Here is a 14,418-nt window from a genome sequence, read left to right on the forward strand (position 1 = left end):
GCTCTCCTCGTCGATGTCGGTCGGTGCTGCCTTGCGCCCGCCCACTACCCAGGAGCCGCCGGGCAATCCCCCGTCCTGGGCGGCCGCGAACCAGCGGACGCGCGCCCGGTCCGATAAGCGCACGCGCGATGACCACCGGTGACCCCCTGCCCCCGGGCCTGCGCCGGGGAGCCGCTGCGGGTAGGTTCTAGCTACGCGATCGCTGGTCGGGGATGCTTGAGGACGGGGGGGAAGACCGGGTGCTCTACGAGACGCTCCGGAGGGTCGGCTCGGTCGTGGGCAGGGCGCTGTACCGGCCGAGGATCGAAGGGCTGGAGCACATCCCGGACACCGGGCCGGTGATCCTGGCCAGCAACCACCTGTCCTTCTGCGACAGCGTGGTGATCCCGCTCGCCGTGCGGCGCCGGGTGCGGTTCCTGGCCAAGGCGGAGTACTTCGAGGGCACGGGGCTGCGGGGACGGCTGTCGGAGGCGACGTTCGCCTCGCTGGGCGCGGTGCCGGTGCGGCGCGGCACCGGCCGCGAGGCGCTGGACGCCCTGGACCTGGGCCTGCGCGTCCTCAAGGACGGGGAGGTCTTCGCGATCTACCCCGAGGGGACGCGCTCGCGCGACGGGAGGCTGTACCGCGGCCGCACCGGCGTGGCGCACCTGGCGCTGACGTCGGGCGCACCCGTGGTGCCGGTGGCGCTGGCGGGGACCCGGGAGATCCAGCCGATCGGCGCGCGGCTGCCGCGCGTGCGTCCGATCACGATCCGCTTCGGCGCCCCGCTGGACTTCTCCACCGGCTACGGCCACCTCAAGCCCGGGCGGGCCCGCCGTGTGATCACCGACGAGGTCATGGCCGCGATCCACGCCCTCTCCGGCCAGGAGCAGGCCGGAGAGTACAACAACCACGGGGGCGGCGACGCCTGACCGATGTTCGACGATCGGGTGCGCACAGGGCCGGCTGTCGCAGTGCGCGCAAGCCGCCGGCGGCACAGCGGATCCGCGCCCTGGAGGTTCCGCCCCGCCCCGCGGACTCAACGCTCGAAGCTCGACGAGCGTCAGCCCCGCGGCAGCAGGTCGGCCAGCCACGCCTCGACGTCGGCGGAGGCGCGCGGGAGCGCGGCGGAGAGCACGCGGCTGCCCTCGGCGGTGACGAGCACGTCGTCCTCGATGCGCACGCCGATGCCGCGCAGCTCCTCGGGCGCCGTCTCGTCGTCGGGCTGGAAGTACAGGCCCGGCTCGACGGTGAGCACCATGCCGGGTTCGAGCACGCCGTCGACGTGGCCCTCGGTGCGGGCGGCCGCGCAGTCGTGCACGTCCAGGCCGAGCATGTGGCCGGTGCCGTGCAGGGAGTAGCGGCGCTGCAGCCCCAGTTCGAGCACGCGCTCCAGCGGCCCCTCCAGCAGGCCCCACTCGATCAGCCCCTCGGCCAGCACGCGCTGGGCGGCCTCGTGGAAGGCGCGGAACGGCCGGCCCGGGGCGACGGCGGCGATGCCGGCCTCCTGCGCGGCGTGGACGAGGTCGTAGACGCGCCGCTGGACGTCGGTGAAGGTGCCCGAGATCGGCAGCGTGCGGGTGACGTCGGCGGTGTAGAGCGTGGTGGTCTCCACCCCGGCGTCCAGCAGCAGCAGCTCTCCCGCGCGCACCGGGCCGTCGTTGCGGACCCAGTGCAGCGTGGTGGCGTTGGGACCGGAGGCGGCGATCGTGCCGTAGCCGACGTCGTTGCCCTCCACGCGGGCGCGCAGGAAGAACGTGCCCTCGATGTAGCGCTCGGAGGTGGCCTGGGCCTCGGGCAGCGCGCGGACCACGTCGGTGAAGCCGCGCACGGTGGAGTCGACGGCCCGCTGCAGTTGGCCGACCTCCCAGTCGTCCTTGACCAGGCGGACGTCGTGCAGGTGGACGCTCAGTTCGCCGTCGCGCTCGGCCGCGGCCCCCTCGGCCTCGTCGCCGCCCTCGCGCAGGGAGGCCAGCACCTCTTCCAGGGCCGCGTCGTGGCCGCGCACGATGCGGGTGGGCGCGGCCGGGGCCTCGCGCAGCACCTCGGGCAGCTCTCGGACGTCGCGGGAGGCCAGGCCGAGCAGCCGGCTCGCCTCGGTGAGGCTGTTGCGCCGGCCCGTCCACAGCTCGCCGTGGCCGTCCAGCCAGAACTCGCCGTTGCCGCGGTCGGAGCGCGGCAGCAGGTAGACGGTGGCGTCGTGGCCGCCCTCGGCGCGCGGCTCCAGCACCAGGCAGCCGTCCTCGGACTGGTCGCCGGTGAGGTAGACGTAGTCGCAGGCGGCGCGGAAGGGGTACTCGGTGTCGTTGGAGCGGACCTTGAGGTTGCCCGCGGGAACGACGATGCGCTCGCCGGGGAAGCGCGCGCTCAGCGCGGCGCGGCGCTTGGCGGCGTAGGGGGCCTGGTCGAGGGGCTCCAGGCCGCGGCGCTCGGTGTCGGCCCAGCCGGTGCGCATCCACGCGGCGAGCTCCTCGGAGACGCTCTGGTACTGGCCGTTCTTGCGGGGCTTGAACACCGGGGCGTCACCGCCGGCGGCGCTGCTCTGTTCCGTCTCGGCACGGGGACGCTGGTGTTCGGTCACGGTTCGGCTCTCCTCGGTCGAAAAGTGCGTGCGGTGGTCGGCCCGCTTGTGGCGGCCCGCTTCCCATCGTAGTGAGCGCGGGCGCGCGAAGGGTCTGCGGCTTCCGACTGGGCGGCCGGGCGGTGCGGCGGGGTCCGGGGCGGCGCGCCCGGGCGGAGCCGCCTCACGCACCGTCCGGGTCCGGCCCCAACTCCTTGTCGAAGGCGTAGTAGCGGCGGCGCCCGGCCTCGTCGGTGCCCTCGGTTTCGAGCAGCCGGTAGCCCAGCCCCGCATACAGCGCGACGGCCTCGGGCTGGTGCGGACCCGTCGTCAAGAACACCCGGGTGTAGCCGCGCGCGGCCGCCTCGGCCTCCAGGGCGGCCACGATGCGCCGCCCCAGGCCGCGGCGGCGGTGGGTCGCGGCGGTCCAGATCCGCTTGAGTTCGGCGGTGCGCGGGTCGAACCGGCGGAAGGCGCCGCCGGCCACGGCCGCTCCGCGGGCCACCGCAAGCAGGAACGCGCCGTGCGGGGCGGCGAAGTCGGACGCGGGGTGGGCGGCCATCTCCTCGCGCGCGGCCTCGGCGCCGTAGCGGTCGGTGTACTCGGCGATCAGGTCGCTGATCATGGGCCGGGCCGCGGGGTCGGTCACCGCGACGGCCCGGATGGCGGGGCCGCCGCCCGGGCCGCCGCCGGGGTCGCCGCCGGATCCGTCCGCGCCGCGCCGCACCTCGCCCACCGTCATGCCGGCCGCCTCCTGCTCCTGCTCCGCTGCCGCTCCGCCGCGCCGGCGCCCGCCGGATCCGGGCGCACCGCCAACGGTCGGCAACGCCGGAGGGGCGGGTGCTATTTCCGGAGCCGGTCGGGGGTGGTGTCGGCCGCACCCGATGCGAGGTCCTAGAGTGATCGCCATGGCTTTGACCGAGCGCACCCTCCTCGGCCCCGGGCCGAGCAACCCCTACCCCGAGGCGACCGCGGGGCTGTCGGCACCGCTGCTGGGCCACCTGGACCCCGAGTTCATCGGCCTCCTGGAGCGGACCTGCGACCGGCTGCGCGCCGTATGGGGCACCGCCAACCCCCTGACGCTGCCGCTGTCGGGGACCGGATCCATCGGCATGGAGGCCGCGTTCGCCAACACCGTGCGGCGCGGTGACGTCGCCGTGATCGCGGTCAACGGCCTCTTCGGCGCGCGCATGTGCGAGGTCGCGGCCCGCTACGGCGCCGAGGTCGTGCGCGTCGACCACGCGTGGGGCGAGCCCGTCGACGTCGAACGCGTCCTGGCCGCGCACCCGGCCCCCGCGATCGTGGCCGCGGTGCACGCCGAGACCTCCACCGGCGTGCGCAGCGACATCGCCGCGCTCGGCGCGGCGCTGCGGGAGCGCTCGCCCGAGGCGCTGCTGCTGGCCGACTGCGTGACCTCGCTGGGCGGCACCGAGATCGCACTGGACGCGTGGGGCGTCGACATCGCCTACTCCGGCACCCAGAAGTGCCTGGGGGTCGCCCCGGGCCTGGCGCCGTTCAGCTTCTCCGAGCGGGCCTGGCAGCGGCGGGTGACGGCGCCGCCGATCTGGTACCTCGACCTCGGCCTGCTCGGCGCCTACGTGCGCGGCGGCCCCGGCGGGCGCACCTACCACCACACCGCGCCGGTGGCGATGATCGCGTCGCTGGACGCCGCGCTGGAGCGGATCGCCGAAGAGGGCGTGGACGCCGTCGCCGAGCGCCACCGGGCTGCGGGCCGGCGGCTGCAGGAGGGCCTGGTCGAGATGGGCCTGGAGCTGTTCGCCGCCGAGGGCCACCGCCTGCCGCAGCTGACGACGGTGCGGGTGCCCGGCGACGTCGATTCGGCGAAGGTCCGCGAGCAGCTGCTCACCGAGTACGGCATCGAGATCGGCGCGGGCGCCGGCGAGTACGCGTCCTCGGTGTGGCGGATCGGGCTGATGGGCCACAACGCCCGGATGGACCGCGCCGAGCTGGTGCTGGGCGCGCTGCGCCGGGTGCTGCGGCGCTGACGGGCCGCAGGGGCCCGCCCGGGCGGCATCGGCGCCGCCCGGGGCTCGGACCCCGCGGCGCTACTCCTCGGCGTTGGGGCCGTAGCGGGCGTCGTGGTCGGCGGGGTCGGTGGGGTCGGAGGAGTTGGCGATGATCACCGCGATCGGCGGGATCACCATCGCCACCAGGCACATCGCCACCGCCCAGCCGGTGCCGAACAGGTACCACACCGGCAGCGACCCGGCGAACAGCGTCAGACAGGCCCCCATGAGCCACCCGTAGCGGCGGACTCGCCGTTTCATACCGCCAGCCTACTGAGCTCTGCGAAAGTCGCGTGGCCTCGGCTTTCGGTGAATGTGCGGCTCAGGTCTGCTGTGCGGCCTTGTACCCCGGGCCTTCCTCCGGCGGTCTTGGCCTTGTCGGGGCTATCGCGACGTTTTCAGGCCCCATATCTTCAACGCGAGTTTTGACCTCGGCCATCGGGGGTCGAGGTGGAGGGGGCCCGCCCGTGTGCCCACTCCATCCCGGGGCCGAGGTTGGAATCCAAGGTCAAGGTCGGTGAGAAAGCCACCGCCCTCGCCGCTGCTTCTCTTGACGGCGCCCCCTCACCCGGCCGACCACACGGCCGCACAGCAGAGCGTGGCCGCCGACCGCAGACGGTCCGAGGCCGACCAAGCGCAACTTCCGCAGACCTCGGTAATGTCCCTTTTCTCGCGGTCCGGTTCGGTGGTCTAGTCCCGCAGGCGGAGGGGGAGTGGCCGGGAGGGGGAGGCGGGGCACCGCCCCGGGCGGGGATCATGGTGGACATGGCAGACCGACCGGCCCCGCCCGCTGCCGGGGCTCCCGCTCCCGCTGCGCCCGGTGCCCGCATCGAGGCTCTCGACGCCCTGCGCGGTTTCGCGCTCTGCGGGATCGTCTTCATCAACATCCCGCAGACCATGGAGATGTTCGCCTACGCCGGCCAAATGCCGGACGGACTGCGGCTGTTCGTCCTCGGCCGCTTCTACCCGATCTTCTTCCTGCTGTTCGGCGTCGGCTTCGGCATCTTCTTCCGCTCCGCGATCCGGCGTACGGACAGGCCGCGGGTGCTGCTGGTCCGGCGGTTCGTCGCCCTGGCGGTCCTGGGCGCGGTCCTGCACCTGCTGCAACCGGGCGAGGTGCTGCTGCCGTTCGCGGTGGCCGGCCTGGTCGTCCTGCTGCCGTTGAGCCTCCTGCGCGGGCGCGCCGTCCTGGTCGCCGGGGTGCTCCTCACCGTGGCGGGGCTGCTGGCCGGCGTCGGCGGCCTGGGACTGCTCCCCGGCCTGTTCGCCCTGGGGTTCGCGCTGGCCGAGCTGCGGGTGCCGGAGACGCTGCACGAGCGGAGTGCGCAGCTGGCCGCGGTCGCCGCCGCGGCGGTGGCCGCCGCCCTGGTCTCGGCCGGGCTCGCCTTCGCCGACCTGCCCGACACCGCCCAGATCCGGATCGGCATGGCGCTGTCGGTGTCGATGGCCGCGGCCTACGCCGCGCTGTTCCTCCTGCTGCTGCGCACGCCGGCGGCGCCGCTGCTCCTCCGGGCGCTGGCCCCCATGGGCAGGATGGCGCTGACCAACTACTTCTCCGCCGCCCTGCTGTTCGTCCCGATCGGGGCGGCGCTGGGGCTGCGCGGCTCCGCCGACTGGGCGACCGCGTCGCTGCTGGGCGCCGCGATCCTGGTCGTGCAGGGGGTCTGGAGTATCCTTTGGCTGCAGAGATTCGATTACGGCCCCCTGGAGTGGGCGTGGCGGTGCGTCACCTACTGGCGACCGCTGCCGATCCGGGGACGGCGAGGGCCGCGGCCGGTGCAACGAGCACACGGAGCGTGATGACCTGGTGGCGTGACCGGTCGGCGCGGCTGGGGATCCGCACGGCCACCGGCCGGGACACCGCGGCCGCGGCCGTGCTCGCGGCGGTGGGGCTGTCCCGGCTGCCCCTGGTCACCGTCCTCGCCCCTGCCCCGCCCTTCGCGCTCTGGGCGCTGTTCGCCGGCCACCTGCTCGCCACGCTCGACTTCGGCACCATCGCCGTCCGCCGCAGCCACCCCCGCGCCGCGCTGGTGATCGCAACGGTGATCCCGCTGGTGAGCGCCGTCCTGCCCACCCGCCCGCCGCTGATCGGTGTGGGGCTGGCCGTCTGCTCCTACACCGTCGCCGCCCTGCTGCCGCGGCGCGAGGCCGCCCCGCTGATCGCCGCGTGCCTGGCGGCGCACGTGCTCGGCGGGGTCGCCGTGGCGAGTGCGGGGGGCGACCTCGGCGGGCTGCTGACGTTCTGGGGCGCGGCCCACGGAGACCTCCTGGACAGGGTCGTCGCGCCGGCGGCGCCCTACCTCGTGGCGGCCCTGATCGGCTCCTACGCGCGGACCCGGCGGGCCTACGCCGCCGAGCACACCGCCCGCCTCGAACGGGAGCGGGAGGAGCGCGCCCGCGCCGCGGTGACCGAGGAGCGCACCCGGATCGCCCGCGAGCTGCACGACATCGCCGCCCACGACCTGTCGGCGATCGTCGTCCAGGCGGGAGCCGCCGACCGCCTGCTCGACCAGGACCCCGACGCCGCCAGGGCCGTCCTGCGCGGAATCCGCGAACAGGGGCGCGAGACCCTCACGGCGCTGCGCGGCCTGGTCGGGATCATGCGCGGCGATCCCCGCGCGGACGGCCCCGGCGACGACCCCGGCCATGACGACCGCGCCCCGCAGCCGACGCTGGCCCGCCTGGACGAGCTCGTGCGGCGCGCCCGCGACAGCGGCATGCGCGTGGAGGTGGAGGCCCGCGGCGCGCCGCGTCCGCTGCCGCCCGCCGTCGACCTCGCCGCCTCCCGTATCGTCCAGGAGGGGCTGGCCAACGCCCGCAGGCACGCGCCGGGGGCGACGGTGACCCTGTCGACGGTCTTCGACGAGGAGGAGCTGCGCGTGGCCGTGCGCAACACACCGGCGAGGGAACCCGCGTGGAACGACTCCTCGCCCGGCGGGCACGGGCTGCTGGGCATGCGCGAACGCGTGCTGCACGCCGGCGGCAGCCTCATCGCCGGCCCCCTGGCCGCGGGGGGCTGGCGGGTGGAGGCCCGCTTCACCGTCCCGGCACCGGAGCGGCCGTGACCATCCGCGTGGTACTCGCCGATGACCAGGCCGTCGTGCGGGCCGGCTTCACGGTGATCCTGGAGTCCGAGGGCGACATCGCGGTCGTCGGTGCCGCCGCCGACGGCGCCGAGGCCGTCCGGGTCGCCGAGGAGACCCGCCCCGACCTCGTCCTCATGGACGTGCGCATGCCGGGGCTCGACGGCATCGCCGCGACCGAGCGGCTCGCCGGGTCCGCCGTCCGCGATCCGCTCGCGGTGCTCGTCATCACGACCTTCGACCTCGACGAGTACGTGTTCGCCGCCCTGCGCGCGGGGGCCTGCGGGTTCCTGCTCAAGGACGTGGAACCCGACCGGCTCGTGGAGGCGGTCCGGGTCGTGGCCTCGGGGCAGGGGCTGGTCGCGCCGCAGGTGACCCGCCGGCTCATCTCCGAATTCGCCCGGACGGCGCGGCCGGCCCTCCGTACCGGGCCGGTGCCCAGGCTCACCGAGCGGGAACGGGACATCCTCGTGCTGGTCGCCCGCGGCCTGTCCAACGCCGAGATCTCGGAGTCGCTCTTCGTCAGCGTCTCCACCGTCAAGACCCACGTGGCCAACCTGCTCACCAAGCTGGGCTGCCGCGACCGCGTCCAGGCCGTCGTCTACGCCTACGAGCGCGGAATCGTCCAACCCGGCCCCTGACGCCGCCCGCCCGCGCCACCGGCCCGCGCGGTCGGAGCGCCCGCTCAGGCCGGCGAGGGGCGCCCGCGTGCGCGAGCGGGCCAGGTCCGGGGATGCCTCAGGCCGACGAAGCCGCCGCTGACGTCGTAGCCGGCCGCGGCCAGCCGCTCGCGGGCCGCCGCGGCGCGCCAGACCGTGACCTCGTCGAAGAGCCGGTCATAGATCGGGTCGGGCGTGGCGTTCAGGCCCGCGCGCAGGCCGCGCAGGGCCGCCGTCGCCGCGGCCTGCCCCCCGGGGAGCTCGGGCAGGACGCGGTACTCCCGCCGCGCCCAGCCGGGCAGCGCGTAGTAGGCCAGGGAGCCGACGGGCAGCCACAGCGGTTTGAGCGGGACCAGCCACCTCAGCCGCCGGGGGATCTTGGGCCACAGCAGGAACCGCACGGCCGCCGCGGCCTCCTCGGTGGCCCTCAGCCGCGGGCGGACGCCGGCGAGGTAGCGGCGCATCTGCGCGACCGAGCCGGGCACGTCGCCGGGGTCGAGCCCGACGTATCCGGCGGTGGCGGTCTGCTCGGCGAAGTAGCGGTCGGCCTCGGCCCGGGTGAGCCGCAGTCCGGCCCGCATCACGACCTCCAGATAGGAGACCACTTCGGCGCAGTGGACCCAGACCAGCAGGTCGGGATCGTCGGCCCGGTGGCCGCGACCGGTGGCGGGGTCGGTGAAGCGCAGCCGCCGGTGCACCGCGCGCACCCGCCGGCCCAGCTCCTCGGCCTCCTCGGGGCTGCCGTAGGTGGTGGTGGCGACGAAGTCGGCGGTGCGCAGCAGCCGCCCGATGGGGTCGTCCATGAAGTCCGAGCGCTGCCACACGCCCTGCATCGCGACGGGGTGCAGCGCCTGCAGCATGAGACCCCGGACCCCGGCGACCCACATGGCCCGGTCGGTCTGGACCCGCCAGGTGACGCTCTCGGGCGGGGCGACGGTCGGTCTCACGGCTGGCACACTCCCACTCGCGCTCGTGCCCACGGGGCGGCGCGGTCGGCCACCCCCCACTTTAGCGACCGCTCGGTCGGACATAGGCTGCGGGCGCGGTCGTACTGCCCGCCGACGCCCCGTCCGGCGGTCTGTTCCCCAGCGAGAGGCGGACCATGTCCCACGACCTCGTCCCCGATGCCCAAGCGTGCACGATCGAGCACGCCGCCATGACCTTCGACGCCCTGGCCGCCGGCCCGGCCGACGGGCCGCTGGTGCTGTTCCTGCACGGCTTTCCCGAGTTCGCGACCTCCTGGAGGTCCCAGATCGCCGCAGCGGCCCGGGCCGGCTACCGGGCGGTCGCCGTGGACCAGCGGGGCTACTCCCCCGGGGCCCGCCCGGCGCGGACGGCCGACTACGCGGTGGCCGACCTGGTCACCGACGTGTTCGCCTTCGCCGACGCGCTCGGCGCCGAGCGCTTCCACCTGGTGGGCCACGACTGGGGCGGCGTGCTGGCCTGGCCGGCCGCCGCGCGCCGCCCCGAACGGCTGATCACGCTGAGCGTGCTGTCGACGCCGCACCCCAAGGCGCTGACCGAGGCGGCGGCGACCTCGGCGGAGCAGCGCGAACGCCTGGCCTACATCCAGCTCTTCCGCCAGGAGGGCAAGGCCGAGGACGTGCTGCTGAAGGACGGCGCGGCCGGGCTCGGCGCGGTCTACGAGGGGCGGGTGCCCGAGGACCTCGTCGCCGACAACGTGCGCCGGCTGCGCGAGCCCGGCGCGCTGACGGCGGCGCTGAACTGGTACCGGGCGCTGCGCGGCGCCGATTCGGAGGTGCCGGCGATCACCGTGCCGACCCTGTACGCCTGGGGCGAGGACGACCTGGCCTTCACCGCCCTGGCCGCCGAGAAGACGGCGTCGTGGGTGAGCGGCCCCTACGAGTACGCGCCCCTGCCCGGGGCGAGCCACTGGCTGCCCGAGGAGGACCCGGCCCGGGTGACCGGCCCCCTCCTGAAGCACCTGGGCGCGCACGCCTGAGACGCGCGGGTCACAGTCCCCGGGCGATCTCGGTGACGATCTCGGCGGCGGGGCGCTCCGCGGCCGCGCGGTGGCCGGTGCCGGCCCACAGGTGCAGGCTGTCGGCGTCACCGGCGCGGGCCGCGGCGGCGCGCAGCGGGCCGGTCAGGTGGTGGACGTGCGGGTAGGCGGCCGGCGCGGCGGCACCGTGGTCGGCCATGAAGCGGTTGGCCAGGCCGCGGGCGCGGCGCCCGCTGAAGGCGCGGGTGACGGCGGTGGCGGTGAAGCGCCCGTCGGCCAGTGCGTTCTTGTGGGTGGCGTTGGCCCCGCTCTCCGGCGCGCGCAGGAAGGCCGTTCCCATCTGCGCCGCGATCGCCCCCGAGGCCAGGACGGCGCGCACTCCGACGGCCCCGGTGATGCCGCCGGCGGCGATCAGCGGGACGTCCACGGCGGCGCGCACCGCGGCCAGCACCTCCGCCAAGGGCGCGGTGCGCTCCTCGGCGTCGTCGAACGAGCCCTGGTGGCCGCCCGCCTCGGCGCCCTGCACGCACAGGGCGTCGGCGCCGGCTTCGACCGCCGCGCGCGCCTCTGCCGCGTCGGTCACGGTGACGACGACGGCGCTGCCCGCGCGCCGCAGCGCGGCGACCGCAGAGGCCTGCGGGCAGCCGAAGGTGAAGCCCACGAGCGGCACCGGATCGGCCAGCAGCGCATCGACCTTGGCGTCGAAGTCGTCGTCGCTCCACCGCGGGGTTCCCGGTTCGGCGCCGAGGCGGGCTGCCTCGGGGGCGATCCTGGCGCGGTAGGCCTCGACCGCCGCCGGATCGGCGTCGTCGGGGCCGGGGACGAACACGTTGACGCCGAACGGGGCGCCGGTGCGCGAGCGCACCCGGGCGATCTGGCCGGCCATCGCCTCGGCGCCGCGGTAGCCGGCCGCGAGGAAGCCCAGCCCGCCCGCTGCGGCCACGGCCGCGACGAGTTCGGGCGTGCTCGCGCCGCCCGCCATGGGCGCCGCCACCACCGGGACGCCGACTCCACCGAGTACCTGCACCGTTCGCTCCCTTGGCCGTTGGCCGCGCCGCGGCGGCGGGTCGCCGCCCTCGCCCGGGGACAGGGTCGCACACCGGTGGCGGCCGGGAGCCGCCCGGGGGCCGGGAGCCGCGGCGCGGGCTACATCGCGTAGATGCGGGTGGGCCGGATGAGGACGGCGCTGCGGCGCTGCTCGGCCATCGCGCGGTCGTAGTCGTCCCAGTCGTCATGGGTGCCGCCGGCCGCGGTGAACACCTCGCGCAGCAGCAGCCGCAGCCCTTCGGCGTCGACGCCCTCGTGGGCGTCGCCGTAGCCGATGAGGTCGGCCTCGCCCTCGACGGCCGCCCAGTGGTAGTCGGGCTGGACGACGAACGTGGTCTTGGGGCGTTCGCGCAGGAACCGCAGCTTGACGGCGTCGCCGGAGGTGGTGAAGGCGACGACCTCCTCGCCGGTGACGGGGTGCCGGGTGATGCCCGCGGCGACGACGCTGGATTGGATCGAGCCGTCGGCGCGCACGGTGGATACGACGCCGCGGTGGCCGCCGCGGTCGATGAGCGTCCGGACGTCGTCGAGTGTGGCCACGGTGGGCTCCCTGCCGGTCGGTTCACGTGGGCGGGAACTCTGCCTCCCGCACACGTGAACCCTACCGAGCGCGCGGCGGCGATGTGAGACGCGTCGCACGCCCGTTCGCGGAAGCCCGCACCGGGGCCGGTGACCGGTGCCTTCCCGGCGTGGCGGGCGCGCCCGGCACGCCTATGACGCGGTTCACTTCAGAGAACATGACGAAGAGAAGTTAACGGTGATTACGATCGGAGGCAGGACGCGGACCGCGGCCGTCCACGCGCGATCCGCCGGCGCGGCGCAGGAGGGACGAGCGGAAATGATCGACGCAGGCCTGATCACCGGCGTACTCGCCATCGCCTTCGCCGGCATCGGAGTCGTCCTCGCCGGCGGCGCGGTCGTCGTCATCAGGGAACGGCTCCGGAACGACCGCGGCCCCCGCGGCTCCGCCGCCGCGGCCGCTCCCGCCGAGGACGCCCGCACCGCGACCGCTCAGACCTCCCGAGACGGGCAGCCCGTCCTCCACCGGCCCTGATTCGGGCTCCCCTTCCGAGGTCTGGAGAAGTCGGGGGCCGGCCCCTTGGTGGGCGACGAGTCCGGCGGCGATCTCGATCTCGGGTTTTGACCTCGGCCACAGGGGGTCTTCAAGCCCAACCCCAGGAGGGACGGCGCGCGGGCGGGCGATTCTCCCGCGTGGCCGAAGGCCCTTGACAGGGATCGCCCGGTCACCGCGGATCCCTCCTTCGGCTGAGGCTTCACAGCCCCCAGTGGCCGAGGTCAAAACTCGGTGATGGCGCGAGCGAGCAGGTCCGGCTGCACGTTGCCGCCGGAGACGACGGCGACGGCGCGGCCGGGCGGGGTCCGGCCCGCCAAATGGGCCGCCGCGGCGACGGCCCCGCTGGGCTCGGCGACCACGCGGGCCCGGCGGGCCAGCACGCCCATCGCGGCGAGGATCTCCTCCTCGGTGACGGTGACCACGCCGTCCAGGCGGGCCCGCAGGTGCGCGAACGTCAGCTCCGACAACGACACCCGCACGCCGTCGGCGACGGTGCGCTGCGCGCGCTCCGGCGGCCAGGACACGAGCCTGCCCGCGGCGAGGCTCTCGGCGGCGTCGGCGGCCAGCTCCGGCTGCACGCCGATCACCTTGGCGCCCGGCCGCAGCGCGGTGACGGCGGTGGCGACCCCCGAGGCCAGTCCTCCGCCGCCCACGGGCACCAGCACGACGTCGGCGTCGGGGAGGTCCTCAAGGATCTCCGGCCCGATCGTGCCCTGCCCGGCGATGACGTCGGCGTGGTCGAAGGGCGGCACCAGGGTGGCGCCGTGCTCGGCCGCGAGCGCCTCGGCCCTGGCGCGCCGCTGGGCCGGCGGCACCATGACGATCCGCGCGCCGAACCGGCGCATCGCCGCGACCTTCACCTCCGGCGCGCCCTCGGGCACCACGACCGTGCACCCGACTCCCATGGCACGGGCCGCGTAGGCCAGCGCCTGGCCGTGGTTGCCCGAGGAGTGGGTGACGACCCCGGCCGCGCGGGTCCGCTCGTCCAGGCGGGCCAGGGCGTTGGTGGCGCCGCGGATCTTGAACGCGCCGACCGGTTGCAGGCTCTCCGGTTTCAACCACAGCCCGCCCGGCGCCCACGGGCACTCCAGCAGCGGCGTACGCAGCACCCGGCCCCGCAGCCGCCCGGCGGCGGCGGTGACGTCGTCGATCCCGATCAGCTCCATGCCCGCCAGTATGCCCGCCCCGACCGCGGCGCCACCGCTTCCGGGCGCGGCCGCTCGGGCGGCCCTCCCGGAGCGGGGACACCCGGGCCGGGAGGGCGCGGGGCCCGAAGCGCCCCGGGCCGGGCTCACTCCACCAGGTCGGCGGTCGGCATCGGGAAACTGTTCATCCGGTCCGCGACCGCCCCGGCCGGGCCGCTCCAGTCCATCGCGAGGACCTGGGCCCGGCTGCGGCGCCCGATCAGCATCCGGGCCAGCTCGAAGGCCGTCGCGCGCAGCACGAGGGCCCGCTCCCCCTCGCCCAGGCTCCATCGGGCGCCGGCATCGGTGGCGACCAGGACGACCGCGGGCGCATCGGGCTCCCAACCGCGCGCCCGCCCGCGGGCGAGGACGTCGGCGACCTCGGCGGCGTCCTCGCGGCCGCCCGGCAGCCCCAGCGCGCCCCGGATGTCGTGCTCGTGGTGCCAGACGTCCAGCGCCGCCCGGACCAGCGGGAAGCCGGGGGCGGCCCGCAGCATCCCGGCGACGGCCGGGCCGTCGGCGCCCCACCGCTCGCACACGGCGGCCAGGTCGAGGTGGCGGCGCTGCTCGATGTGGCCGGCGGTCCACTCAGCACCGATGTCGGGGTCGGCCGTGCCGGCCACGGTGTCGGCGCACACCCCGGCCAGGTGGGCGTAGGTGTCGCGCACCGTCCAGCCGGGCAGCGCCGGCACGGGGGTCCGCTCCTGGGACGAGCTCATCCGGGCGGCCAGGTCCAGGAGGCGGGCCTGCGATCGGGCGTAAACGCGTGCGGTGTCCATGGCGGAAACCTAGTCCGGGCCTCCCCGTCGGCCCGCAGCAGGGTCCGGCGGACGGGACCGCG

15 protein-coding genes are annotated in these 14,418 nt (G+C 75.7%); 7 read left to right on the forward strand and 8 right to left on the reverse strand.

What is annotated here, in order from left to right; genetic code table 11:
* Positions 1 to 239: 239 nt before the first annotated feature.
* A complete protein-coding gene (locus HDA32_RS13865; protein WP_179646687.1) occupies positions 240 to 911 on the forward strand; it encodes a lysophospholipid acyltransferase family protein in 672 nt (223 codons plus the stop codon).
* A 131-nt stretch (positions 912 to 1,042) separates the two neighbouring features.
* On the opposite strand, the gene HDA32_RS13870 is transcribed toward HDA32_RS13865, so the two are convergent.
* Both HDA32_RS13870 and HDA32_RS13875 read right to left on the reverse strand, forming a co-directional pair.
* Positions 1,043 to 2,560, reverse strand: a complete 1,518-nt coding sequence (locus HDA32_RS13870) for an aminopeptidase P family protein (RefSeq protein WP_179643581.1) — start codon at positions 2,558 to 2,560, stop codon at positions 1,043 to 1,045.
* Between the two features lie 163 nt (positions 2,561 to 2,723).
* Positions 2,724 to 3,281, reverse strand: coding sequence for a GNAT family N-acetyltransferase (locus HDA32_RS13875; protein WP_179643582.1), 558 nt, complete (start codon positions 3,279 to 3,281; stop codon positions 2,724 to 2,726).
* Between the two features lie 166 nt (positions 3,282 to 3,447).
* Between HDA32_RS13875 and HDA32_RS13880 the strand changes: the two genes are divergently transcribed.
* Complete coding sequence (locus HDA32_RS13880; protein ID WP_179643583.1) at positions 3,448 to 4,545, forward strand: pyridoxal-phosphate-dependent aminotransferase family protein; 1,098 nt, start codon at positions 3,448 to 3,450, stop codon at positions 4,543 to 4,545.
* A gap of 60 nt (positions 4,546 to 4,605) precedes the next feature.
* On the opposite strand, the gene HDA32_RS13885 is transcribed toward HDA32_RS13880, so the two are convergent.
* The gene (locus tag HDA32_RS13885) at positions 4,606 to 4,827 is read right to left on the reverse strand and encodes a DUF3099 domain-containing protein (protein WP_179643584.1); all 222 of its coding nucleotides are present in this window, start codon (positions 4,825 to 4,827) and stop codon (positions 4,606 to 4,608) included.
* A gap of 504 nt (positions 4,828 to 5,331) precedes the next feature.
* Here HDA32_RS13885 and HDA32_RS13890 point away from each other — a divergent pair.
* The 3 genes from HDA32_RS13890 to HDA32_RS13900 are packed head-to-tail and all read left to right on the forward strand — an operon-like array spanning position 5,332 to position 8,290.
* On the forward strand, positions 5,332 to 6,366 hold the full coding sequence (locus HDA32_RS13890) for a DUF418 domain-containing protein (RefSeq protein ID WP_179643585.1): 1,035 nt from the start codon (positions 5,332 to 5,334) through the stop codon (positions 6,364 to 6,366).
* On the forward strand, positions 6,366 to 7,631 hold the full coding sequence (locus HDA32_RS13895) for a sensor histidine kinase (protein WP_179643586.1): 1,266 nt from the start codon (positions 6,366 to 6,368) through the stop codon (positions 7,629 to 7,631). Before HDA32_RS13890 ends, HDA32_RS13895 begins: the two co-directional genes overlap by 1 nt.
* Positions 7,628 to 8,290: a response regulator gene (locus HDA32_RS13900; RefSeq protein WP_179643587.1), complete on the forward strand. Its 663-nt coding sequence runs from the start codon at positions 7,628 to 7,630 to the stop codon at positions 8,288 to 8,290. The genes HDA32_RS13895 and HDA32_RS13900 overlap by 4 nt, the downstream gene beginning before the upstream one ends.
* 44 nt (positions 8,291 to 8,334) lie before the next feature.
* On the opposite strand, the gene HDA32_RS13905 is transcribed toward HDA32_RS13900, so the two are convergent.
* Positions 8,335 to 9,255: an oxygenase MpaB family protein gene (locus HDA32_RS13905; RefSeq protein ID WP_312863183.1), complete on the reverse strand. Its 921-nt coding sequence runs from the start codon at positions 9,253 to 9,255 to the stop codon at positions 8,335 to 8,337.
* A gap of 155 nt (positions 9,256 to 9,410) precedes the next feature.
* Between HDA32_RS13905 and HDA32_RS13910 the strand changes: the two genes are divergently transcribed.
* Positions 9,411 to 10,271, forward strand: a complete 861-nt coding sequence (locus HDA32_RS13910) for an alpha/beta fold hydrolase (protein WP_179643589.1) — start codon at positions 9,411 to 9,413, stop codon at positions 10,269 to 10,271.
* A gap of 10 nt (positions 10,272 to 10,281) precedes the next feature.
* On the opposite strand, the gene HDA32_RS13915 is transcribed toward HDA32_RS13910, so the two are convergent.
* Positions 10,282 to 11,298, reverse strand: coding sequence for a nitronate monooxygenase (locus HDA32_RS13915; RefSeq protein ID WP_312863184.1), 1,017 nt, complete (start codon positions 11,296 to 11,298; stop codon positions 10,282 to 10,284).
* Between the two features lie 119 nt (positions 11,299 to 11,417).
* A complete protein-coding gene (locus HDA32_RS13920) occupies positions 11,418 to 11,858 on the reverse strand; it encodes a TIGR03618 family F420-dependent PPOX class oxidoreductase (protein WP_179643590.1) in 441 nt (146 codons plus the stop codon).
* Between the two features lie 298 nt (positions 11,859 to 12,156).
* Between HDA32_RS13920 and HDA32_RS13925 the strand changes: the two genes are divergently transcribed.
* A complete protein-coding gene (locus tag HDA32_RS13925; RefSeq protein WP_179643591.1) occupies positions 12,157 to 12,372 on the forward strand; it encodes a hypothetical protein in 216 nt (71 codons plus the stop codon).
* 242 nt (positions 12,373 to 12,614) lie between these two features.
* Here the strand turns inward: HDA32_RS13925 and HDA32_RS13930 are convergent, their stop codons facing one another.
* On the reverse strand, positions 12,615 to 13,559 hold the full coding sequence (locus tag HDA32_RS13930) for a threonine ammonia-lyase (protein WP_179643592.1): 945 nt from the start codon (positions 13,557 to 13,559) through the stop codon (positions 12,615 to 12,617).
* A 125-nt stretch (positions 13,560 to 13,684) separates the two neighbouring features.
* Positions 13,685 to 14,356, reverse strand: a complete 672-nt coding sequence (locus HDA32_RS13935) for a maleylpyruvate isomerase mycothiol-dependent enzyme family protein (protein ID WP_179643593.1) — start codon at positions 14,354 to 14,356, stop codon at positions 13,685 to 13,687.
* Positions 14,357 to 14,418 lie beyond the last annotated feature (62 nt).

The sequence above is a fragment of the Spinactinospora alkalitolerans genome (assembly GCF_013408795.1).
Taxonomy (GTDB): domain Bacteria; phylum Actinomycetota; class Actinomycetes; order Streptosporangiales; family Streptosporangiaceae; genus Spinactinospora; species Spinactinospora alkalitolerans.